General features: G+C 68.3%; 21 protein-coding genes and 1 pseudogene. 9 read left to right on the top strand and 13 right to left on the bottom strand.

What is annotated here, in order from left to right; translation table 11 throughout:
* Window positions 1-140: 140 nt before the first annotated feature.
* Window positions 141-1652 carry a leucyl aminopeptidase gene (locus tag QH168_RS07530; RefSeq protein ID WP_280233778.1) on the bottom strand — a complete coding sequence of 504 codons (1512 nt, stop codon included), beginning with the start codon at window positions 1650-1652 and terminating at the stop codon, window positions 141-143.
* A 93-nt stretch (window positions 1653-1745) separates the two neighbouring features.
* On the bottom strand, window positions 1746-2738 hold the full coding sequence (locus QH168_RS07525) for a TetR/AcrR family transcriptional regulator (protein ID WP_280233777.1): 993 nt from the start codon (window positions 2736-2738) through the stop codon (window positions 1746-1748).
* Between the two features lie 96 nt (window positions 2739-2834).
* Between QH168_RS07525 and QH168_RS07520 the strand changes: the two genes are divergently transcribed.
* The 3 genes from QH168_RS07520 to QH168_RS07510 all read left to right on the top strand — a co-directional run bounded on the left by QH168_RS07520 (window position 2835) and on the right by QH168_RS07510 (window position 5784).
* A complete protein-coding gene (locus QH168_RS07520) occupies window positions 2835-3443 on the top strand; it encodes a GNAT family N-acetyltransferase (RefSeq protein ID WP_280233776.1) in 609 nt (202 codons plus the stop codon).
* An 84-nt stretch (window positions 3444-3527) separates the two neighbouring features.
* Complete coding sequence (gcvT, locus tag QH168_RS07515) at window positions 3528-4628, top strand: glycine cleavage system aminomethyltransferase GcvT (protein ID WP_280233775.1); 1101 nt, start codon at window positions 3528-3530, stop codon at window positions 4626-4628.
* A gap of 55 nt (window positions 4629-4683) precedes the next feature.
* Window positions 4684-5784, top strand: coding sequence for a branched-chain amino acid aminotransferase (locus QH168_RS07510; RefSeq protein ID WP_280233774.1), 1101 nt, complete (start codon window positions 4684-4686; stop codon window positions 5782-5784).
* A 64-nt stretch (window positions 5785-5848) separates the two neighbouring features.
* Here QH168_RS07510 and QH168_RS07505 read toward each other — a convergent pair whose 3' ends face one another.
* The 5 genes from QH168_RS07505 to QH168_RS07485 form a co-directional block, all read right to left on the bottom strand.
* The gene (locus QH168_RS07505) at window positions 5849-6562 is read right to left on the bottom strand and encodes an MBL fold metallo-hydrolase (RefSeq protein ID WP_280233773.1); all 714 of its coding nucleotides are present in this window, start codon (window positions 6560-6562) and stop codon (window positions 5849-5851) included.
* A gap of 139 nt (window positions 6563-6701) precedes the next feature.
* Window positions 6702-7451, bottom strand: a complete 750-nt coding sequence (locus QH168_RS07500; protein ID WP_280233772.1) for an adenosylcobinamide-GDP ribazoletransferase — start codon at window positions 7449-7451, stop codon at window positions 6702-6704.
* Window positions 7448-8545, bottom strand: a complete 1098-nt coding sequence (gene cobT / locus QH168_RS07495) for a nicotinate-nucleotide--dimethylbenzimidazole phosphoribosyltransferase (RefSeq protein ID WP_280233794.1) — start codon at window positions 8543-8545, stop codon at window positions 7448-7450. The genes QH168_RS07500 and cobT overlap by 4 nt, the downstream gene beginning before the upstream one ends.
* 126 nt (window positions 8546-8671) lie before the next feature.
* The gene (locus tag QH168_RS07490; protein WP_280233771.1) at window positions 8672-9217 is read right to left on the bottom strand and encodes a bifunctional adenosylcobinamide kinase/adenosylcobinamide-phosphate guanylyltransferase; all 546 of its coding nucleotides are present in this window, start codon (window positions 9215-9217) and stop codon (window positions 8672-8674) included.
* Window positions 9218-9327: 110 nt separating this feature from the next.
* The gene (locus tag QH168_RS07485; protein ID WP_280233770.1) at window positions 9328-10287 is read right to left on the bottom strand and encodes a helix-turn-helix domain-containing protein; all 960 of its coding nucleotides are present in this window, start codon (window positions 10285-10287) and stop codon (window positions 9328-9330) included.
* 86 nt (window positions 10288-10373) lie between these two features.
* On the opposite strand from QH168_RS07485, the gene QH168_RS07480 reads away from it, so the two are divergent.
* Entirely contained in the window at window positions 10374-10535 is a 162-nt protein-coding gene (locus QH168_RS07480; RefSeq protein WP_280233769.1) for a hypothetical protein, read from the top strand.
* A 29-nt stretch (window positions 10536-10564) separates the two neighbouring features.
* On the opposite strand, the gene QH168_RS07475 is transcribed toward QH168_RS07480, so the two are convergent.
* Window positions 10565-11233, bottom strand: a complete 669-nt coding sequence (locus QH168_RS07475) for a DUF3043 domain-containing protein (protein ID WP_280233768.1) — start codon at window positions 11231-11233, stop codon at window positions 10565-10567.
* A 195-nt stretch (window positions 11234-11428) separates the two neighbouring features.
* On the opposite strand from QH168_RS07475, the gene QH168_RS07470 reads away from it, so the two are divergent.
* Together QH168_RS07470 and QH168_RS07465 are read left to right on the top strand one after the other, a co-directional pair.
* Window positions 11429-11779 (top strand): HesB/IscA family protein, encoded by a 351-nt coding sequence (locus tag QH168_RS07470; RefSeq protein WP_280233767.1) that lies wholly within the window; start codon window positions 11429-11431, stop codon window positions 11777-11779.
* 102 nt (window positions 11780-11881) lie between these two features.
* Window positions 11882-12853 (top strand): carbohydrate kinase family protein, encoded by a 972-nt coding sequence (locus QH168_RS07465; RefSeq protein WP_280233766.1) that lies wholly within the window; start codon window positions 11882-11884, stop codon window positions 12851-12853.
* Between the two features lie 214 nt (window positions 12854-13067).
* On the opposite strand, the gene asnB is transcribed toward QH168_RS07465, so the two are convergent.
* Complete coding sequence (gene asnB / locus QH168_RS07460) at window positions 13068-15011, bottom strand: asparagine synthase (glutamine-hydrolyzing) (protein WP_280233765.1); 1944 nt, start codon at window positions 15009-15011, stop codon at window positions 13068-13070.
* Window positions 15012-15527: 516 nt separating this feature from the next.
* On the opposite strand from asnB, the gene ctaC reads away from it, so the two are divergent.
* The 3 genes from ctaC to QH168_RS07445 all read left to right on the top strand — a co-directional run bounded on the left by ctaC (window position 15528) and on the right by QH168_RS07445 (window position 17925).
* A complete protein-coding gene (ctaC, locus tag QH168_RS07455; RefSeq protein ID WP_280233793.1) occupies window positions 15528-16514 on the top strand; it encodes an aa3-type cytochrome oxidase subunit II in 987 nt (328 codons plus the stop codon).
* A gap of 13 nt (window positions 16515-16527) precedes the next feature.
* Entirely contained in the window at window positions 16528-16944 is a 417-nt protein-coding gene (locus tag QH168_RS07450) for a cytochrome c oxidase subunit 4 (protein ID WP_280233764.1), read from the top strand.
* A gap of 138 nt (window positions 16945-17082) precedes the next feature.
* The gene (locus tag QH168_RS07445) at window positions 17083-17925 is read left to right on the top strand and encodes an NAD(P)H-binding protein (protein ID WP_280233763.1); all 843 of its coding nucleotides are present in this window, start codon (window positions 17083-17085) and stop codon (window positions 17923-17925) included.
* Between the two features lie 53 nt (window positions 17926-17978).
* Here the strand turns inward: QH168_RS07445 and QH168_RS07440 are convergent.
* The 4 genes and pseudogenes from QH168_RS07440 to QH168_RS07425 form a co-directional block, all read right to left on the bottom strand.
* Window positions 17979-18791 (bottom strand): annotated as a pseudogene (locus QH168_RS07440) (AraC family transcriptional regulator); the annotation flags it as partial.
* Window positions 18792-18881: 90 nt separating this feature from the next.
* On the bottom strand, window positions 18882-19193 hold the full coding sequence (locus QH168_RS07435) for a transcriptional regulator (protein WP_280233792.1): 312 nt from the start codon (window positions 19191-19193) through the stop codon (window positions 18882-18884).
* On the bottom strand, window positions 19193-19774 hold the full coding sequence (locus QH168_RS07430) for a hypothetical protein (RefSeq protein WP_280233762.1): 582 nt from the start codon (window positions 19772-19774) through the stop codon (window positions 19193-19195). The genes QH168_RS07435 and QH168_RS07430 overlap by 1 nt, the downstream gene beginning before the upstream one ends.
* A 102-nt stretch (window positions 19775-19876) precedes the next feature.
* On the bottom strand, window positions 19877-21154 hold the full coding sequence (locus QH168_RS07425; RefSeq protein ID WP_280233761.1) for an FAD-binding oxidoreductase: 1278 nt from the start codon (window positions 21152-21154) through the stop codon (window positions 19877-19879).
* Between the last annotated feature and the right edge of the window lie 30 nt (window positions 21155-21184).

Raw genomic sequence — 21184 nt, 5'->3', positions numbered from 1 at the left:
TGCTATGGACATGCGGCCGCCCGAGATTCTCCGGTCCGCCCCGCCTCTGCGCGGCTGCATGCGAGATCGCGCAGAGGTGGGGCGGTAGTGAGCCCGCGGGCCGTCCTCGGTGTCCGGGACGGCGCACCACAAGTGAGTTGCTACTCCGCGGCGATGTCCTCGAGCACCGCGATGAGGGTGCGCACCGGGACACCGGTGCCGCCCTTGCCGATGTAGCCGAACGGACCGCCGGTGTTGTACGCCGGACCCGCGATGTCGACGTGCGCCCACTGCACGCCCTCCGGGACGAACTCCTTCAGGTACAGCCCGGCGGCCAGCATGCCGCCCCAGCGGTGCGGGGTGACATTGGCCAGATCGGCGACCTTGGAGTTGAGATCGGAGCGCAGCTCGGCGGGCAGCGGCATCGCCCAGCCGTTCTCGCCGACCTCACGCGAGAGGCGGGCGACGCGATCGCGGAAATCGTCGGTGCCCATCACGCCCGGGGTGCGGGTGCCGAGCGCGACCATCTGCGCGCCGGTCAGGGTGGCGACGTCGATGAGGTAGTCGGGTTCGTCCTCACCGGCGCGCACGATGGCGTCGGCCAGGATGAGTCGGCCCTCGGCATCGGTGTTGATCACCTCGACGGTGGTGCCGCCGTACTGGGTGAGCACGTCGCCGGGACGCTGTGCGGTGGCCGATGGCATGTTCTCGGCCATCGGCACCGTCGCGGTGACGGTGATCGGCAGGCTCAGCCGTGCGGCCAACAGCGTGGTGGCGACGACCGCGGCGGCCCCGGCCATATCCGAGGTCATGTTCTCCATGTTCGCCGCGGGCTTGATGGAGATACCGCCGGTGTCGAAGGTGACGCCCTTACCGACCAGCGCGACCTTCTTCGGACCGCCCGCGTAGGTGAGCCGCACCAGCCGCGGCGGACGCGAGGAACCCTTGCCGACGCCGATGATGCCACCGAAACCGCCTGTTTCCAGGGCGTTCTCGTCCAGCACCTCGACCTCGAGCCCGGCGGCCTCGGCCAGTACCTTGGCGCGGGCGGCGAATTCGGCGGGGTAGAGGTGGCTCGGCGGGGTGTTGACGAAATCGCGTGCGGTGGCCACGGCTTCGGCCACCAGCTGTGCGCGCAGCAGCGCCTCGATACCGAAACTCGGGTCGGGCACCAGTAATTCGACGCGCACGACCGGCCGCTCATCGGCCTTGGGCGCGGATTTGCTCGACCGGAACGGGGTGAAGGAGTAGGCGCCCAGATAGAAGCCCTCCGCCGCGGCGGCCAGGTCGAGACCGGACAGGGTGGTCGACACCAGTTCGGTGCCCGACAGCGAACGCGCCGCGACACCGGCGGAGCGGCGGATCTGCTCGGCGTCGAGCTTCTCGGCGCTACCGAGGCCGACCGCGAGCACACTGGTGACGCCCTCGAGCGCGGCCGGCGCCGGGATCCGGGTCAGCTCTTCGGCCTTGCCTTTCGCGCCGACGGCGCCGAGCTGGTCCAGCAGTTCCGCGCGTACCTCGGCGTCGAGCACATCACTGAACAGGTCCTCGGGCACGATCGCTGGACCGTCCTCGGAGGAGGTCAGTCCGATGACGAGCACATCGGTGTCGGGGCCGATGGCTTCGGTGCGGTGGAGTTCGGGGCCCAGCGGGCGATCAGCGACAGCGGTCATGGGCTCAGGCTAGCCGCGCCGGACCGGTCGTCGATCGCTACCTCGGCCGAACCTCGTCACCTGCTGCGGGACCTGCCCGCGGTGTCGGCGTCCTCAGGGGTTCCGGGCGAACCGCGCGGCCACACCGTCGAGGAGCAGTGCGACGCCTGCCTCGAGAACGCCGTCGAAGTCGATATCGGGTGGTCCGGACGCGCCGAACAGCTTGTCCATCACCGGACGTGACGATGGGTCGAGCAGTTCGGCCAGTTCCGCGTGCACGTCATCACCGGGATGCGTCTCCGGGTCGAGTGCGCGTTCCACGTGCTCGGCGCTCCACAGCAAGCCCATGCCCTGGACGAGACCGGAGACGGCGAGATAGGTCGACAGGATGTCGCGCGGGGTCATACCGGGTTGGTCGAGCGCGCCGAAGATGCGCTCCAGGATGTCGAACAGGGCGGGTCCGACCGGTGGTCTGGTCCGGGCCAGCACCGGCAGCACCCACGGATGGCGCTGGTAGAGGCGCCATTCCTCGCGGGCTTCGTGGGCCACCCGCTCGCGCCAGCCCGTCAGTTCCGGTGGTGGCGGCGGCACTTCGGCGAGCGCGAGTTCGGCCATGGCGGCCAGTAGCGCTTCCCGGTCCGGGTAATGCCGGTACAGGGCGGCGGTGGCGACACCGAGTTCGCCCGCCAGCCGTCGGGTGGACAGGCCGTCGATGCCGAGCCGGTCGGCCAGTTCGACGGCGGTGCGGGCGATACCGACGGCGGTGAGCGGGCTGCCGGCGGGGCGGCGGGTGGGTGCGATGCGGTGTGCGGGTGTGAGGGCGTCGCGGCGGGCGCGGTAGGCGCGGGCCTGGCAGGACCGGGAGCAGTAGCGGCGTCGGCGTCCACGGGTGGGGTGGTCGAGAGGTCTCCGACAGATCGCGCATGCGCCCGAGTCCGCGCGCTCGGTGTGTTCGCGGGCCGCGTCCGTGTGGCCGGTCTGTCGGGGGACCGCATTCGCGCCGTCGGTCCGTCCGGTGGCCGAATCGGCGCGCCCGCGTTCGGAGGACCTGCGGGCGGACTGTCCGGGTGCCGAATCGGGGCGGTCGCCGGTGGTCGGTGCGGTCATTTCGACACAGTAAGCAGTGTGACGAAATGATGGCAATGCCATTGTCGTCGCCTTAGGTTGGCTGTCGAAAGACACTGTTCACCTGGGAGGAAGACGATGGGCGACACGCTGACGGTGCGGCGGGCGACGGACGCGGATCGGGATCCGGTGATCGAAGCGTTCGGCCGATGCTCGGACGAGGTGGTGACGGCGTGGGTGCTGGAAGGGCACCCGGTCGAGTCCTACATCGACCAACACGTTCCGATGATCATCGATCGCGGTCTGAAGGAAGACGAGATCTGGATCGCCGAGGCGGACGAGGAGATCTGGGCGGTGTCGATCTGGCAGCACGTCACCTCGATCGACCGGTTCGTGGCCGAGGCGGAGCAGACGCGGGCCTTGCGGGAACAGGTGCCGGAACTGAGCGTTATGCGTCGGCTGGACGCGGTCACCTCGCTGCTCGCGCAACAGCATCCGCGCGAGTTCCCGCACCAGTATCTCCAGGTCATCGTCACCGTCCCGGAGCATCGCGGTCAGGGCGCCGGTGCCGCGATCCTCGCCGATCGGCTGAGGGTCTACACCGAGGATCGGGTTCCGGCATTCCTCGAGGCGAGTACCGAACGCTCGTCGCGGCTGTACGCGCGCTGCGGTTTCGTCTCGACGGGCACGACACATGAACTGCCGGAGAACGGACCGACATTGCGGCCGATGTGGTTCCGGCCCTGAGCCGAAGGTAGGCCGTGCGGCCCCCGAGCACACGCCCGCATATGGCAGGTCCGACTGCTGCGCGCGGCGGGTTAAGCTCGCCGGGTGAGCGACTCCGACCTGCTGCAAGGCCCGATCCATGATCTCCACGTCGAACTCGGTGCGAGTTTCGCGCCGTTCGGCGGCTGGGAGATGCCGGTGTCGTATGCGGGGACCGTGGCCGAACATCAGTCGGTGCGGACCACCGTCGGCCTGTTCGATGTGAGCCATCTGGGTAAGGCGACCGTGCGCGGCGCCGGGGCCGCCGAGTTCGTCAACACCGTGCTGACCAACGACCTGGGTCGAATCCGTCCGGGCAAGGCGCAGTACACGCTGTGCTGCACCGAAGACGGCGGCGTGATCGACGATCTGATCGCCTACTACGTCGGCGACGACGAGATCTTCCTCGTCCCCAATGCCGCCAATACCGCGACGGTGGTCGCCGAGATGCGGAAGGTGGCGCCCGAGGGCATCACCGTGACCGACGAACACCGCGACTACGCGGTGTTCGCGGTGCAGGGCCCGTCCTCCACCGAGGTACTGACCGCACTCGGCCTGCCGACCGACCTGGAGTACATGGCCTATGCCGACGCCGAATGGGACGGGCGCCCGGTGCGGGTATGCCGCACCGGCTACACCGGTGAGCACGGCTACGAACTGCTGCCACGCTGGGCCGACGCCGAACCGCTGTTCCGTGCCCTGGTGCGCGAGGTGCAGGCGGCCGGCGGTCAGGTCGCCGGTCTCGGCGCCCGCGACACCTTGCGTACCGAGATGGGCTACCCGCTGCACGGTCACGAGCTGTCCACCGAGATCACGCCGGTGCAGGCGCGGGTCGGCTGGGCGGTCGGCTGGAAGAAGCCACAGTTCTGGGGCAAAACGGTGCTGGAGCAGGAGAAGGCGGCCGGTCCGCGGCGGACCCTGCTCGGGCTCGAGGCGCTCGATCGTGGTGTGCTGCGGCAGGGGCAGCAGGTGCTGCTCGGCGACGAGATCGTGGGGGAGACCACCTCCGGCACCTTCTCGCCGTCGCTGAAGGTCGGGATCGCGCTCGCGCTGCTCGATACCGAGGCCGCGCTGGAGCCGGGCGCCGAGGTCGAGGTGGATGTGCGCGGACGCAGGCTGCGGTGCAAGGTCGTGCGTCCGCCGTTCGTCGAGGTCAAGGCGAAGTAGCCCGGTACCCAACGCGCCGAAAAGCGGCGAAACCTCGCCCGATAGGATCGGCGGCATGACCGCTGCCGCACAGTTCACCCGTATTCCGCATCCGGCTCCCCTCCCGGAGCAGCGGGTACAGGAGATTCTGACGCAGCCGGGCTTCGGCCGATACTTCACCGACCACATGGTCTCGATCGACTACACCGAGGCCGACGGCTGGTCCAACGCGAGGGTGGAGCCCTACGGTCCGCTGTCGATGGATCCGGCGACCATGGTGTTCCACTACGGTCAGGCCATCTTCGAGGGTTTGAAGGCCTACCGGCAGCCCGACGGCGGCGTCGCCTGTTTCCGGATCGACGCCAACGCCGCCCGTTTCCGCAGGTCCGCCCGCCGGATGGCGATGGCGGAACTGCCGGAGGAGCTGTTCATCGAATCGGTCCGCCAGCTGCTCGAAGTCGATGAGCGCTGGGTGCCCGCGGCCGGTGGCGAGGAGTCGCTGTATCTGCGACCGTTCATGTTCTCCACCGAGTCGGGGCTCGGTGTGAAGCCCGCTTCGGCCTACAAGTACCTGCTGCTCGGCTCGCCCGCCGGTGCCTACTTCCCGCGCGGTGTGAAGCCGGTGCGGGTGTGGCTGTCCACCGATTACGTGCGCGCCGCCCCCGGCGGCACCGGTGAGGCGAAGGTGGCGGGCAACTACGCGGCCTCGCTGCTCGCCCAAGCCGAGGCCACCGAGAAGGGCTGCGATCAGGTGGTGTGGCTGGATGCCTGCGAGCGCCGCTATGTCGAGGAGATGGGCACCAACAACCTGTTCTTCGTCTTCGGCTCCGGCTCCGAAGCCCGCCTGGTGACCCCCGAGCTGTCGGGTTCGCTGCTGCCGGGCATCACCCGCGATTCGCTGCTCACCCTGGCCGCCGACTCCGGCTTCCAGGTCGAGCAGCGCAAGATCTCGGTGGAGGAATGGCGTAAGGGCGCCGAATCCGGTGAGATCACCGAGGTTTTCGCCTGTGGCACCGCCGCCGTCATCACACCCGTCGGCTGGGTGCGCTCCGGTGAGGAGGAGTTCGCCATCGGCGGCGGTGAGCCCGGCGAGGTGACCATGGCGCTGCGCGACACCCTCACCGGAATCCAGCGCGGCACCTTCGCCGATATCCATCAGTGGATGCGCCGTCTGTGACGGTTCCCAGCTATCCGGCCGGTGAGCTGTGTCGAGCACCGGCCGGATAGCTGTTCGGCATCGATCAGCCGGGCATGAGCGCCTGCCATTCGGCCAGCGACGTCGGGCGTAGCACGTAATTGTTGGTGCGGATATCGTCGAGTGGAGCGTTCGGGTCCTGGCTGTACCAATGGCCCGGATAGACGGTGGGGTTGCCGTCCAATTCGGACAGATAACGCAGACTGCGGAACATGGCCTCGGAATCGCCGCCGGGAAAATCGGTGCGCCCGCAGCCGTCGACGAACAGGGTGTCGCCCGCGATGAGGCGATTGTCGAACAGGAAGCATTGGCTACCCGGCGTGTGGCCAGGGGTGTGCAGCAATTCGATGTCGAATGCGCCCACCGAGACCTTGTCGCCGTGGTCGTGGCCGGTCAGTTCGCTGGGCGCGATACCGGTGACGTTGGCGACCCATGGCAGTTCCGCATTGTTGACATGCACTGCGACGCTGGTCTTTTCGAGTAACTCCCGCACCCCGCGCAGGGTGAATCCGAGCATGGTGCCACCGACGTGGTCGGGGTGGTGGTGGGTGGCGAGCACCCCGGTCAGCCGCAGCCCGTCGTTATCGGCGATATCGGCCAGCTCACCCGCGGCATACGCCGGATCGACCACCACACACTCACCGGATTCCCGATCGCCGATCAGGTAGGCGAAATTGCGCATCTGTGTCGCGATGGGATCACCGACGGCGAAATCCCGCCCGGACAACAGCTGACGAAAATACAGGCGCTCGGCTGACATACCCGTCACCTTAGGGCCAAGGGCGCCGACGGTGTGGGGTCGGTCGGCCGAAATGACGCGGCCGAATCGTGGTTGGCGCGATCGGCGCAGGTGGGGGCGGTCGAGCTGACTGGGACGGTCGGCGTCGCGTGGTGGGGTGTCAGATGCCGAGGGAGAAGCCGAGCGCGGTGAGGGCGGTGGTGGTTTCGATGACGGCGCCGAGGACGTCGCCGGAGAGTCCGCCGAATCGGCGCAGACAGTGGCGAACCGAGATCAGGAGCACGATCGCGGTGAGGACGACGACCACCGGGCCGAGCCACCCGTGCTCGGGGACGGCGAAGTACGCGGCGACCACCGCGACCAGGCTCCAGACACCGATCGTGAGCGGTGACTGCGTGCCGGCGACCAAGGCGCCGAATCCGGTGCCGGGTGCGGCCGCGAGCCCCGTGCGGCAGGCCGCCACCACCGCGACCCTGGCGAGCGTGACGGCCAGGACCACCGCGAACCAGCGCCCGCTGTCGGCAAGCGCGGTGAACGAGAAGGCTTGCAGGCCAACGGCGAACACGATGGCGGCGACACCGAACGGACCGGCGGCGCCGCTCTTCATGATCTCCCGCGCCCGCTCGGGCGGCCCATAGCTGCCCAGACCGTCGGCGGTATCGGCGAGCCCGTCCAGATGCATACCACGGGTCGCCAGCGCGAGCACACCGACGGCGACCAGCCCGGCCACCGCTGAACTCGCACCGGCGACCGTGAGCAGCCACAACACCGTGCCCGCGACCGCACCGAGAACGGCACCGACCACCGGCGCCCACGCGATGGCATGTTCGGCGGCCTCGCGATCCACCGTGGCGGGACCGCGCACCGGCATCACCGTCAGCCAGGAGAAGGCGAGCCGTACCGCCTTCATTTGTGCAGGTCGACAGCCGCCGTGTCCGCGGCGGTGCTGACCCCGGCTTCATCGAAGGTGGCCATATCGGTGAGGGCGGCGACGGCGGCGCGCAGGATCGGCAGGGCGGTGAGGGCGCCGGAGCCTTCGCCGAGGCGCATCTCGAGATCGATCAGCGGCTCCAGACGCAGGTTGGTCAGGGCGAGCGCGTGCGCGGGCTCGGTGGAGCGGTGGCCGGCCAGCCACCAGTCGCGGGCTCCGGCGGCGAGGTCTTCGGCGACGAGCGCGGCGGCCGTGACGACGAGTCCGTCGAGGACGACCGGGGTGCGGCGGACGGCGGCCTGGGTGAGAAACGCTGCCATGGCGGCGATATCGGCGCCCGCGGCGACACGCAACAGATCGACGGGGTCCTTGGCCACCGGTCGGGCGCGGCGCATGGCGTCGCGGATGGCGGCGACCTTGCGGATCCAGCCCGCATCGTCGACACCGGTGCCGCGGCCGACCGCGGCCACCGGCTCGGTATTGGTCAGGGTGGCGATCAACACCGTCGCCGGGGTGGTGTTGCCGATGCCCATATCGCCCGCGATGAGCAGATCGGCGCCCGCATCGATCTCCTCGTCGGCGATGGCGCGCCCCGCGGCCAGCGCGGCGGCCACCTCATCGGCGGTGAGCGCGTCCTCGCGGTCGATGCAACCGCTGGCGCGGCGGACCTTGTGTCGGGAGATGCCCGGATCGGTATCGGCGTCCACCGCGATATCGACCACCCGCACGGTCGCGTCCGCGACCCGCGCCAGTGCGTTCACCGCGGCCCCACCGGCGAGGAAGTTGGCGACCATCTGCGCGGTCACCTCACTCGGATAGGCCGACACCCCGTGCCGGGCCACCCCGTGATCACCGGCGAACACCACCACCCGCGCCTGTTCGAACTGCTTCGGCGGGCACACACCCTGGCAGGCGGCGACCCAGTTTCCCAGGGCTTCCAGCCGTCCCAGCGCGCCACCGGGTTTGGTCAGCCGGGTCTGCCGCAGTTGCGCCGCGGCCCGAATCTCCGCGTCCGGCGCCGCAACCACTCCGAATCCGTCTGTCACTGTGCCGAGCTCCTCCGGTCGGGCCATCACCTGCGCACCATCTTGCCCGTTCGTGATCATCTCTCGGTCACCGCCCGGTGTGGCCGTGCACGGGCAGTGGATGGTGTGCGCCGGGTAGCCAGGTCGTCGACGCCGGGGCTTGTGTGCGGAAACTCAGCCAAGGCGCAGCGGCAGACCCGCGACGATCAGGAACGCTTCATCGCAGGCCTGGGCGAGGCGCTGGTTGAGGGTGCCGATCTCGTCACGGAAGAGCCGGCCGGAGCGGGTGGCGGGGATGACGCCCATGCCGACCTCCGGGGTGACGATGACGAGGCGGTGCGCATAGGCGGCCACCGCTGCGACGAGGGCGTCGGCGTCGGGGGTGATGGCGCCTCGCGGGGAGTCCCAGGCGTCACGGGTGTCGATGCGGCCGGTCAACCAGGTGCCCATGTCGTCGATCAGTGTCGCGCCCGGAAACGGATCGGTGAGAACCGTTGCGGTGTCCGCATTCTCGACCACCACCCAATCGGCGGGACGGCGTTGCCGATGCTTGGCGATACGTTCGGCGAAATCCGTGTCGGCGGGGTCGGGAATCGCCGTGGCGATGTACCGCACCGGACCACCGGTGACCAGCGATTCCGCGTATGCCGACTTCCCCGACCGCGCGCCGCCGAGCACGAGCGTGCGCCGAGCCGAGGGCGGGGGTGGAGTGAGCGGCACTCGTGCACGCTACCAACCGACGGCCTCCGTGCCCGACCGGTCGGCACGGCCATCGTCGTGGGCCGACGAGACCGGGCAACTGTCGTGGTGAGCGCGGTGCGTACCCGATATCACGGCGTCGCGGCGCCGAAGCGACGTCGATATTCGGTCGGCGCGATACCGACCACCCGCTGGAAATGGTGACGCAGCAGTGCGGCCGATCCGAAGCCCGCGCGGGCGGCGATCTGTTCCAGACCGAGGCCGGTGTCTTCCAGGAGATGCTCGGCGAGCAGAACGCGCTGGGTAGTGAGCCATTTGACCGGGGTGGTGCCGGTTTCGGCGGCGAAGCGACGGGCGAAGGTACGGGTGGACATCAGGGAGCGGGCCGCGAGGGCTTCCACCGTATGGGGGAGTTCGAGGTTCTCCGACATCCAGTGGAGGGTCGCGCTCAAGCTGTCGGAGCCGCAGTCGGCGACCGGGCGTTCGATGAACTGGCGTTGTCCGCCGTCGCGCTGCGGCGGGACGACCATGCGGCGGGCGATGCCGTTGGCGGCGGCGCTGCCGATCTCGCGGCGCACCAGATGCAGACAGGCATCGATTCCGGCGGCGGTGCCCGCACTGGTGATGAGGTTGCCTTCGTCGACGAACAGCACATCGGGGTCGACGGTCGCCTGCGGAAACTGCGCCGCAAGCTGGTCGACATAACGCCAGTGGGTGGTGCATGTGCGGCCGTCCAGCAAACCGGCCGCGCCCGCGAGGAACGCGCCGGAACAGACCGTCAGCACAATGGCCCCGGCGTCGGAGGCCGTGCGTACCGCATCGACGACGGCCGGGTCGAAGCCGGCGGACAGGGGGAAGGCGGGTATCGCGACCAGATCCGCGGCGACGAGTTCCTCGAGGCCGTATTCGGGGGTGACGGTGATGCCCGGTGAGGTGGCGGGCAGTGGCTTACCCGGCTCGACCCCGCACACTCGGAAATCGAAACCGGGCAGCCCGTCACCGGTGCGGTCGAGGCCGAACACCTCACAGACCACGCCGAATTCGAACATGGCCAGCCGCTCGGACAGCACCACGGCGACCCTCGACAACATGTCGCCAGTCTATCTGGCCGAATATTGATGAACTATGTCAGTACTGCCACTTTCGGCGGTATATCGGCGAGCGAACAATTACTGCCATGGCTGGATTACTGATCACCCTGGTGGCATTGGCGGCGTTCCTGGCGACGATCGGATGGCTCGGTTTCGGCCGAGTGGGGTCGACGGATGTGGTCGATCGCGACGCAGAACGGGCACGGGCCGAACTGTCAGCGATGCGTTCGCGCGCACCGCACCGCTGAGCTGTCGCGACTGATCGCGCTGTAAGTCCTCAGACCGCGTCGCCGGGCCCGACACGCGGCTTCGGCGCCCGCATCTTGCGAATCTGCGAGGCGCGCACGAAGGCGTACCACCCCAGCCGGAACCCGGTGTCGGTGGAATCGGGGAACCGCTCGCGGACCCGGTTGTTGACGATACGGCCGAGCATGACGCCCTCGATGGCCATGAACAGCATCATGACCAGCATGGCCAATGTCACGATCGATTGCAGGGCGGGTGCGGCGAACATCGACAGGATCAGCACCAGCGCCATCGGCATGAACAGGCCGACCAGGTTGCGCCGGGCGTCGACGATATCGCGGACGAATGCGCGCACCGGACCCTGATCGCGGGGCAGCAGATACTTGTCCTCACCGGCGAGCATGCGGGCACGCCGGTCCTGCGCGGCGGCGCGGCGCTCGGAAGCGGCCGTCTTGCGATCGGCCTTGGTGCCACGGTTGGCCTTGCGCCGGGCGCGGGCCTCTTTCTGGGTGAGCGGAGCGGGCGCGACCGGACCGCGACGCCTGCCTTCGGCATCACGGCGTTTCGGCGTCGGACGGCCCTTACCGGCGGTGGCGGTGGCCGCCTGCCGCGCGGAACTCTCCTCGGGATCGCCGTCCGCGGTCGTGCGGTCGGCGGGCTCGTCGGTGGTGCTGGAGTCGCCGCGGCGGAACAATTTCACAGCAACCAGGCTATTCGATATATGCCATGGCCGGAAATGCGGTATGCCCGACTCGGGTGGGCGGGGTCACCCGGGTCGTGTCCATCGCAGGCGGAGAAGGTGGCAAGATGGGAATAGCAGCCCGCCCGGTGGTGTTGACTCCCGACGAGCCGTGCGCTGTTCACGGGATGACCACAGCTGTCCTTAGGAGAGTTCATGACAGTGCAGAACGAAACCGAAGTCCACGGTGTGAAGCTCACCGACGCGGCCGCCGCGAAGGCGAAGGCGCTGCTGGACCAGGAAGGCCGTGACGACCTGGCGCTGCGGATCGCCGTGCAGCCCGGTGGCTGTGCGGGCCTGCGCTACCAGCTGTTCTTCGACGACCGTTCGCTCGACGGTGATCTGACCGTCGATTTCGGTGGCGTCAAGCTCGCGGTCGACCGGATGAGCGCCCCGTACGTGCAGGGTGCCTCGATCGACTTCGTCGACACCATCGAGAAGCAGGGTTTCACCATCGACAACCCCAATGCCACCGGCTCCTGCGCCTGCGGCGATTCGTTCAACTGATTTCAGTTGTTCCTTCAACGGACACGTAGTTGATACGGTGAAGACCCGGACCTCGGTCCAGGTCTTCGCCTTTTGCCGCCTTCTCCAGAGGGGTTCAGCTACGTGTCCATTGCCGTATCCGCGTCCATTGCGACCGACCATCTCATGCGTTTTCCCGGGCGGTTCGCCGACGTACTGCTGGCCGATCAGCTCGACCATGTCTCGCTGAGCTTCCTCGTCGACGATCTGGTGATCCGTCGCGGTGGGGTCGGCGGCAACATCGCCTATGCCATGGGCCTGCTCGGCCGCACCCCGCTGCTGCTCGGCGCTGTCGGCGCCGATTTCGCCGAATACCGGCAGTGGCTGGAAAACCATGGCGTCGACTGCTCGGCCGTGCGGATCTCCGAATCCGCGCACACCGCCCGCTTCGTCTGCACCACCGACGAGGACATGGCACAGATCGCCTCGTTCTATCCGGGCGCGATGAGCGAGGCCCGCGACATCTCCATCGCCGGTCTGGTCGAAACCCGCGCACTCGATCTGGTGCTGGTCGGCGCCAACGATCCGGAGGCGATGCTGCGCCACACCGCCGAATGCCGCGAACTCGACATCCCGTTCGCCGCGGATCCGTCCCAGCAGCTGGCCCGCCTCGACGGCGACCAGACCGTCCAGCTGATCGACGGCGCCACCTACCTGTTCACCAATGAATACGAGTGGGGTCTGCTCAAGCAGAAGTCCGGGTTGACCGAGGAGGAGGTGGCCAAGCGCGTCGGCATCCGGGTCACCACCCTCGGCAAGAACGGTGTGCTCGTGGTCGACCGCGATGGCACCGAGGTACGCGTGGGTGTCGTCCCGGAGAACGCCAAGGTCGATCCGACCGGTGTCGGCGACGCCTTCCGGGCAGGCTTCCTCACCGGTCACACCGCGGGTCTGAGCCTGGAACGCGCCGCTCAGCTCGGGTCGTTGGTCGCCGTACTTGTGCTGGAAACCGTCGGTACCCAGGAATGGACCCTCGACGCCGATGACGCTCTCAAGCGCCTGACCCAGGCCTACGGGCCGGAAGCGGCCGCCGAACTGGAGCCGTTGCTGCGCTGAGGTCCTACTCGTGCCGTGACGTTCGGGGCCGCGCAGCTCGCGCCGCGACGCTCGAGCTGCCGGTCTCGACCGTGCCGTCTGTGTCGGCACCAGCGGCAAGCGCGGTCGAGAGCGTCGAACCCACCCGGAATACGGCGGTGAGGTGGCGTCCGATCCGAGCCCAACAACGCGAATGCCCCGCTCGAACCGAGCGGGGCATTCGTCTATCCGGCTCCTACAGCGAGACCGGGTACGTCGGCTCCTGGATCTCCGGCTTGATCCGGTCTTCGACGAAGATCCCGTGCCACACCATGAACACCAGCAGCGTCCAGAGCCTGCGACTGTGGTCGGAGGTGCCCGCCCGGTGCGCCTCGAGCATTCTGGTGATCGCGGCCTTGTCCAGCAGATGATCGGTCTGCGATTCGGCGATCTGCTGCTGCGCCCAGTCGTAGAGTTCGGTGCCGCGCAGCCAATGCCGCAGCGGGACAGGGAAACCCAGTTTCGCGCGGTGCAGCACATGCGAGGGCACAATGCCCTCCAACGCCTGCCGCAGGGCGTATTTGGTGGTGTCCTTGGTGATCTTCTGCTCGAACGGGATCCGCTCGGCGACCGCGAACACCTCCGAATCCAGGAACGGCACCCGCAGCTCGAGCGAGTTCGCCATCGTCATCTTGTCGGCCTTGACCAGGATGTCGCCACGCAGCCAGGTGAACAGGTCGAGATGCTGCATCCGGGCCACCGGATCCCAGCCGCGCGATTTCGCGTAGATCGGCGCAGTGACGTCCTGATGGGTCCATTCCGGGCGGAAATCGCGCAGCACCGAACGCAATTGGGCGTCGTTGAAACTGCGGGCATTGCCGTAGTAGCGCTGCTCGAGTGTGAGCGAACCGCGATGCAACAGGCTCTTGCCGCGCGTGCCCTCGGGAATGCGGTCCGACAACTTGCCCGCCAGCCTGCGCACACCCTGCGGCAGCCGCTCGAACGGCTTCAGCGACAACGGCTCCCGATAGATGGTGTACCCGCCGAACAACTCGTCGGCACCCTCACCGGACAGCACGACCTTGACGTGCTTACGGGCTTCCTTGGCCACGAAATACAGCGGCACCAGCGCTGGGTCGGCCACCGGATCGTCCAGGTACCAGACGATCTCGGGGATGGCCGCGGCGAATTCGGCGGGGGAGACCACCTTGACGATATGCCTCGCCCCGATCGCTGCGGCGCTCTCGGCGGCCACATCGACCTCCGAATAGCCCTCACGCTCGAAACCGGTGGTGAAGGTGATCAGATTCGGGTTGTGCCGCATGGCCAGCGCGGCGATCGCGGTGGAGTCGATCCCGCCGGACAGGAACGAGCCGACGGTCACATCGGCGCGCATGTGCTTGGCGACCGAATCCTCGAGCGCCTCGGCGATCTCGCGGTACCGCGCCTGCTCCGAGCCCGCCGCGAACGGCTTCACCTGGAAACGCGGCTCGAAGTACCGGACGATCTTCGGCTCGGCGCCGGGCTGGACCATCGCATAGCTGCCTGATTCCAGGCGGCGGATCGCGGCGTGCAGGGTCTCCGGTTCCGGGACGTACTGCAATACCGTGTAGTGCTCGAGCGCGCGTGGATCCAGCTCGTCACCCGAGCCGATCGCGGGCAGCAGCTCCAGCAGGCTCTTCTTCTCACTGCTGAATGCCGTACCGCCGGGGCCGGTCGCCAGGAACAGCGGCTTGATGCCGAACGGATCGCGCGCCAGGAACAGCTGCTCGGTCTCGGTATCCCAGATCGCGAAGGCGAACATGCCGCGCAGGCGGCGCACCGCGTCCGGGCCCCAGTAGTGGAAGGCCGCGACAATGGACTCGCTGTCGCCCTCGGTGCTGAACATCGCGCCGTCGGGGAACTCGGCGGCATGTTCGCGGGCCAGCTCCTCGCGCAGCTCCAGATAGTTGTAGATCTCGCCGTTGAAGGTGAGGGCGTAACGCTGCGGATTATCGGCCGGACCCCAGCGCAGCGGCTGATGCGAATGCTCGATATCGATGATCGACAGGCGATTGAAACCGAAGATCACATGATCGTCATGCCAGGTGCCGCGCTCGTCCGGGCCACGGTGGCGGGCGCAGTGCAGGGCGTCGTAGACCCGCTCCACCGTGTCGGGCGCTGCTTTATCAGACGTCAGGAATCCGAGCAGTCCACACACGGCGTCGGCAACCTCTTTCCTGTGGTCGGTTCCGCGCCGATTCGCTTCGTGCGCGGCGGGAGAGTCCCGGGCGAAAATCTGTGTCCGAGTATGCCCCACCCCGCGGTCGATCGCGTCGTTCAGGGCGGCGTCGCTACCGGGTGCTCGCGCCATCCCCGACCGGGCGCGCGGCTGTTTACTGGGCCGATGGGTGCGGTGACGCGGATTGCCCCTGCCGCACGGAGTGTCGAAGCCGACCCGACGCGGAACCAAGACCAGGTTTGGTCTACGCTGCGTAGTACTCGGGCCGTCCCGTGGTGCTCTGTGCGCGAAAGCGCCGGTTGCCGCGGCGAGGACCTGAAAGGCTGTTGACGTACCGTCCCCCGCGGACGGTGCAGTGTCGGAATGTGTGGCGACCAGGAAGGCGTGAGCGTGGCGCACAAGGCGAGCGACGAGATCGGGGCACGACCCGCCCGGGGTCGGCAGGGCCGGATCCTTCGGCGGGCGGGGCTGGCGGTGTCCTTGGGCATCACCGCAATGCTCGTCTCGGGCTGCTCGATCGACAATGTCTGGCTGCGGTTCGGCTGGCCATCGGGCATCACGCCGCAGGCCACCCGCATGCGCGAGCTGTGGACCTGGTCGGTGATCGCCGCCCTGGTGATGGGCGTGCTGGTGTGGGGTCTGACCTTCTGGACCATCGCGTTCCACCGTAAGAAGAAGGACTCGCCGGAGTTCCCGCGCCAGACCGGTTACAACGTGCCGCTGGAGCTGTCCTACACGGCAGCGCCGTTCGTCATCATCGCGGTGCTGTTCTACTTCACCGTGGTCGTGCAGAACTACGTGCACGAGAAGGTCGACAACCCCGATGTCGTCGTCGACGTCACCGCCTTCCAGTGGAACTGGAAGTTCGGCTACCGCACCGTCGACCTGAAGAACGGTTTCGCCTACAACGGCATCGACACCGAGCGCGAAGGCCTCAACCAGGAGCAGCTGAAGGCCTACGAGGAGCGCGTCGACGCCGAGCACGGCCACCCGCAGCCGGGTCCGGTGCACGGTAAGCCGGAAAACGACATCCTGTCCTACCTGCACTACGACAAGATCGAGACCATCGGCTCCAGCAACGAGATCCCGGTGCTGGTCCTGCCGACCGGTAAGACCATCGAGTTCCAGCTCGCCGCCGCCGACGTCATCCACGCCTTCTGGGTGCCGGAGTTCCTGTTCAAGCGCGACGTGATGCCGAACCCGAAGGAAAACCACTCCGACAACGTCTTCCAGATCACCGAGATCGAGAAGGAAGGCGCGTTCGTCGGCCGCTGCGCCGAGATGTGCGGTACCTACCACTCGATGATGAACTTCGAGGTCCGCGCCGTCTCGCCGGAGAAGTTCCAGGCCTATATCGAAGCGCGCGACAAGGGTATGACCAACGCCCAGGCACTCGAGTCCATCGGTGAATCGCCGGTGGCCACCTCCACCCGGCCGTTCAATACCGACCGCACCGTCAAGAGCGCGGCCGAGAGCAACTGAGGACTGATCTGACATGAAGATCGAAGCGCGGATTTTCGAACTGCTGACGGTGTTCTTCGTCATCGTCGGCATCGTCTACGGCTTCTTCACGGCACAGTCGCGCACCGGCGTCGAATGGGCGGGCACCACCGCCATCGTGCTGACCGCGGGCCTGTCGCTGATCATCGGCACCTACTTCCGCTTCGTCGCCCGGCGCCTCGATCTGCGCCCGGAGGACTACGAAGACGCCGAGATCGTCGATGGTGCCGGTGACCTCGGCTTCTTCTCGCCCGGCAGCTTCTGGCCCATCACCCTCGCGGCCGCCGGTTCGGTGACCGCCCTCGGTCTGGCGTTCTTCCAGTTCTGGCTGATCGGTATCGGCGTCGTGCTCGTCCTGATCGCCGCGGGCGGGCTGGTGTTCGAGTACCACATGGGTCCCGAGAAGCACTGATACGACCTCACGACGAACGCCCCACCGGTGCCACCGGTGGGGCGTTCGCTGTTTCTCCGGTGGCGGCCCGTCATCTGTCTATCTGTCGCGGTGCCTCGGACATGGCCGCCGCCCACCCGTGCGGGTGAGGATCGGAACATGGATACCAACACAGTGCTCGTCATCGGCGGAACCGGCAAAGTGGGGCGGCGCGTCACGGCGCTGCTGCGCGAGCGCGGGGACGACGTCCGCGTCGGTTCGCGCTCCGGTGACACCCGATTCGACTGGGCCGATCCGCAGACCTGGGAAGCCGCCCTCACCGGAGTGCGGGCGGTCTTCGTGGTGCCGCTGGACGTTTCTCCCTCGCCCACGCCTGCACTGGTGCGTGCGGCGGCCGCGGCGGGCGTCGAACGGGTGGTGCTGCTCTCGGCTCGTGGCGTCGACACACCGGGTCATTTCGATGACGGTTACGCCGGTGGCCGAGCGCACCTGGAAGGTGAGGCGGCGCTGCGCGAGTCCGGTCTGAGGTGGACGGTGCTGCGGCCGAGCTGGTTCATGCAGAACTTCTCCGAGGGTGCCTTCCTCGGCGGCATCCTTTCCGGCGAACTCGTCCTCCCGGTGGCGGACGGACAGTCGACCTTCGTCGATGCCGCCGATATCGCGGCCGTGGCCGTCGCCGCGCTCACCGACACCGGACACGATGGGCAGACCTACGATCTGACCGGGCCCGAGGCGCTGAGCATGAAGGAGGCGCTGGCACAGATCGCGGCCGCCTCGGGGCGGGGTGCGGACTATGTCCCGGTGGAGGTCGCCGATTTCGAGCGGGAACTGGCGGCCGCGGGCGTCCCCGAGGAGGAGATCGAGATCTGGTCCGGTGCGTTGAGCTCGATTCGCACCAGTTCGGATGCGGTGGTCGCCGACGGTGTCCGCCGCGCCCTCGGCCGGGAGCCGCGGACCTTCGCCGAGTTCGCGGCCGCCGAGGCCGAGGTCTGGCGCGCGTAATCGCCGGTGGTGACCGGGATATCGGATGCGCCGATCACCGCGCGCCGATAGGCGCTCGGGCTGGTCCCGCGCACTCGCTTGAACGCGCTGGAGAACCCGAACGCGTCCGCGTATCCCACCCGCCGGGCGATGGCGGCCACGGTCAGCTCGGAGTGGGCGAGTAGATCGGCGGCGAGGGTGAGCCGCCATTCGGTGAGGTAGGCGGCCGGGCTCTGGCCGACCGAGGCGGTGAAACGGGTGGTGAATGTGGTCCGCGCGACCCCCGCCGCCGCGGCCAGCTCGGCCGTCGACCAGCCGCGCGCCGGATCGGCATGCAGGGCGGTCAGCGCCGGGCCGACAACGTCGTCACCGAGCGCGCGGTACCAGGCGGGCGGCGCGGCCTCTGGCCGATCGAACCAATCGCGCAGGGTGCACACCAGCAGCCAGTCCAGCATCCGATCCAGCACGATCTGCCGGCCCGGCCCCGACATCGCCAGCTGCGCCTGGATGTAGTCGCGCAACGCCGTGCAGTCCTCCGCATCGGTGACGACCGCGACGCGCGGCAGCACGCGCAGCAGCCGTTGCGGAACCTCGGCCCGCACCTCATAGGAGGCGACCATCAGCACGGTCGGCTCGGCTCCGGCCGCCCCCGGCTCGGACATATCGGTGAAAGTGAACGGTTCCGGCCCACGCACGATCGCCGTCTCGCCCGCCGCGAGCGGCCGCTCCCCACCATCACACGTGCGCAACACCCCACCGCCCCGCATCGGCGCACACAACGTCAGATACGCCGCTTCCCCCAACCGCAACGACCCCATCGGCGCGAGTTCCGGTCGCCCGAACACCGATCCGTTACCCCGGACATTGCGCAGCAAATCGTCGAACACATCCACACCGCAACGATAGGCAGTCACGCGGACTCCCTGCCTCCGCGGACGACAACGGCACCAGAAGCGCCGATCGGCATGGTCCGCCGGTCAATCCTCGGCGGCGGCGATGAGGGCGCGCAGCGCGGCCAGTTCGGCGTCGAGGGCGGCGCGGCCGGCTTCGGTCAGGCTGAACCAGGTGCGGGGGCGCTTCCCATGGCCGGTGGCACGGGTGCCTGCGATCAAACCCGCATCGTCGAGGACCTTGAGGTGGCGGTTCAGATTGCCGTCGGTGAGGTGCAGGGTGTCGCGTAGCGCGCCGAATTCCATCGAGACGCCGCTGCGCAGCAGGGCGAGAATGCCGAGGCGGGTGCGCTGGTGAACAGTGTCGTTGAGCGAGACGGCCGGATGTGGATCGTGCATCACACCCGCGCCGGATCTGTGCGCACCAGTTCGGCGAACACCGCCAGCGCCGCGGTGCCGCCGACGGCGAGCGCCAGGATCGAATAGGCATGCGCGGGATCGGTCACGCTGACGATGATCGATGCGGCAAGGCTCACCAGGCCGACGAGCAGCGGCCCGACGGCGCGCATGGCAACGCCGAACACGGCGAAGCCGATGCCGATCGTCAGCCACGGTGCGGCGAACGCCAAGGCGTCGTCGAGGATTCGGCCGAGCAGCAGTGTCCCGGCGATCATGAGCAGACCCGCCAGTCCGAGGACGGCGCCGCGCGTTTCGGGCAGTTGCACGCGGCGGGTGGTGAAGTACCAGGCCGTCGCCACTGCGGCGAGCGGCACGGCGAACAGCCAGTACAGTCCGACGCCGCCGTGCCCGTCGAGCAGGATTCCCGCGGGTACCGACGCCAGGATCGTGACCGCCGCGCACAGTGACGGGAACCATGCGGCGGCGGCGATGCGCCAGCCACGTGCGGTGAGCTGTTCGAGATCGCCGACGAGTTGGCGTGCTCGCTCGGCATCCGGGTAACTTTGCGATGCAGAGTTCATGGTTTCACTCTGCATCGCAAAGTTAGCCTGGTCAAGGGCATGCCGGTATCAGTGCCGTAACGAGCCCTCCTGCTGCCGAACGGCTCGGACGCGAACCGGGGATCAGGCCGCGGAGTCGTAGCGGAGGGCGTTTTCGGAGCGGCAGATCTCGTCGATGGTGGTGACGATGTCGCGCAGTTGTTCCGAAGGGAGGGCGGAGGGGCGGAGGCGGCAGGTGAAGGTGATCAGGCCGTGGTCTTCGGTGGGCAGATCGCGGAGGGCGGATTCGTCGCGCAGGAACTTCGAGCGCACACCGTAGGTCATGGCCGAGATGACGGTGAAGCATCCGGTGCGTTCGCGGTGTCCGGCGAACAGGTCGTGCAGGCGGTAGAACACCGAGGTGTAGCCCGACAGCGGCGCGAATACGCCGACGCGGTAGGCGGGGCCGCGTTCGGAGGAGCTGATGACGGTGTCGGCGAGGTATTCGGCGTCGCGCAGGGTCAGCACCTTGGGGGTGAGCATGACCGCGCCCGCGGCGGCGTTGCGGACCGGCATGCCCGCGCGCCCGCCCGCTGCCGAGGCGATCACGCCGAGCGATTTACGGGCCCGCGAACCCACCTCGCGACGCGCGCGCAGCGACCGGGTCGGCGCGGTGGGGTAGAGGCTCGACCACTGCCCGAACCGCACCGTGCCCAACTGCACATGCCCGGTGCCGACCGGCCGCGACACCTTCAGCGGCGCGGTATCGACCCAGCGCCCCACTTGCAGCACCGCCTCACCGGGCCGACTGACCTGCCCGTGGGCGTATTCGACGAACGAATCGAAATCCAGGAACCGGTGAGCGTTGGTGCTGAGCCAGCTGTGGTCCTTGTCCACCTCGACGGTGTCGAGGGTCAGCGCCGTGATGATGCCAGCGCGGCCGCCCGCGCCGAGGATGCGGTGGAAACGCTCGGTGTGATGGTCGCGCCCGCAGGTGCCGATCCGGCCGTCCGGATCGACGTATTCGAGGTCGACGATCCGGTCGATGAACATGCCGTACTTGTGCGAGGCCGTGCTCACCCCGCCGACGGAGGCGAATCCGCCAGCGGTGATATCGCGGTGATCGCCGACGATCGGCAGGCCGAGCCCGTGCGCGCCGAGCCTGCGGTCGATCTCGGAGAGGCGGGCTCCGGCCTGCACGCGGACCGTGCCGCGGCCGAGATTGATATCGAGCACCGAGTTCATCCGGCGCATCGAGACCACCGCGCGCTGATCGGGCACCGAAACACCGTCGTCGACCAGCTCACCACCGCATACGGTCAGCGGTTCGGCGCGCTCACGCGAATCGCGCACAGTGCGAACGACATCCGCGGTGTCACGGGGGAGATGTTCTTCGGCGGCGACAGTGTGCGGCGTGCTCATGGCACGCAAGCTAACCACAGCGCGCCCGCT

This window comes from Nocardia cyriacigeorgica (assembly GCF_029868385.1).
GTDB classification, from domain to species: Bacteria; Actinomycetota; Actinomycetes; order Mycobacteriales; family Mycobacteriaceae; genus Nocardia; species Nocardia cyriacigeorgica_F.
Note: the sequence above shows the minus strand (reverse complement) of the source record. Positions and strands in the feature narration are given on the sequence as shown.

Bases quoted from the DNA above. Each gene is read 5' to 3' on its own strand.
- QH168_RS07480 (WP_280233769.1), top strand. From the start codon at position 10,374: ATGGCTGGATTACTGATCACCCTGGTGGCATTGGCGGCGTTCCTGGCG.
- QH168_RS07485 (WP_280233770.1), bottom strand. From the start codon at position 10,287: ATGTTGTCGAGGGTCGCCGTGGTGCTGTCCGAGCGGCTGGCCATGTTC.
- ctaC (WP_280233793.1), top strand. From the start codon at position 15,528: ATGCTCGTCTCGGGCTGCTCGATCGACAATGTCTGGCTGCGGTTCGGC.
- QH168_RS07435 (WP_280233792.1), bottom strand. From the start codon at position 19,193: ATGCACGATCCACATCCGGCCGTCTCGCTCAACGACACTGTTCACCAG.
- QH168_RS07470 (WP_280233767.1), top strand. From the start codon at position 11,429: ATGACAGTGCAGAACGAAACCGAAGTCCACGGTGTGAAGCTCACCGAC.
- QH168_RS07525 (WP_280233777.1), bottom strand. From the start codon at position 2,738: ATGACCGCACCGACCACCGGCGACCGCCCCGATTCGGCACCCGGACAG.
- QH168_RS07520 (WP_280233776.1), top strand. From the start codon at position 2,835: ATGGGCGACACGCTGACGGTGCGGCGGGCGACGGACGCGGATCGGGAT.
- QH168_RS07430 (WP_280233762.1), bottom strand. From the start codon at position 19,774: ATGAACTCTGCATCGCAAAGTTACCCGGATGCCGAGCGAGCACGCCAA.
- QH168_RS07530 (WP_280233778.1), bottom strand. From the start codon at position 1,652: ATGACCGCTGTCGCTGATCGCCCGCTGGGCCCCGAACTCCACCGCACC.
- QH168_RS07510 (WP_280233774.1), top strand. From the start codon at position 4,684: ATGACCGCTGCCGCACAGTTCACCCGTATTCCGCATCCGGCTCCCCTC.
- QH168_RS07445 (WP_280233763.1), top strand. From the start codon at position 17,083: ATGGATACCAACACAGTGCTCGTCATCGGCGGAACCGGCAAAGTGGGG.
- QH168_RS07450 (WP_280233764.1), top strand. From the start codon at position 16,528: ATGAAGATCGAAGCGCGGATTTTCGAACTGCTGACGGTGTTCTTCGTC.
- QH168_RS07500 (WP_280233772.1), bottom strand. From the start codon at position 7,451: ATGAAGGCGGTACGGCTCGCCTTCTCCTGGCTGACGGTGATGCCGGTG.
- QH168_RS07505 (WP_280233773.1), bottom strand. From the start codon at position 6,562: ATGTCAGCCGAGCGCCTGTATTTTCGTCAGCTGTTGTCCGGGCGGGAT.
- cobT (WP_280233794.1), bottom strand. From the start codon at position 8,545: ATGGCCCGACCGGAGGAGCTCGGCACAGTGACAGACGGATTCGGAGTG.
- QH168_RS07425 (WP_280233761.1), bottom strand. From the start codon at position 21,154: ATGAGCACGCCGCACACTGTCGCCGCCGAAGAACATCTCCCCCGTGAC.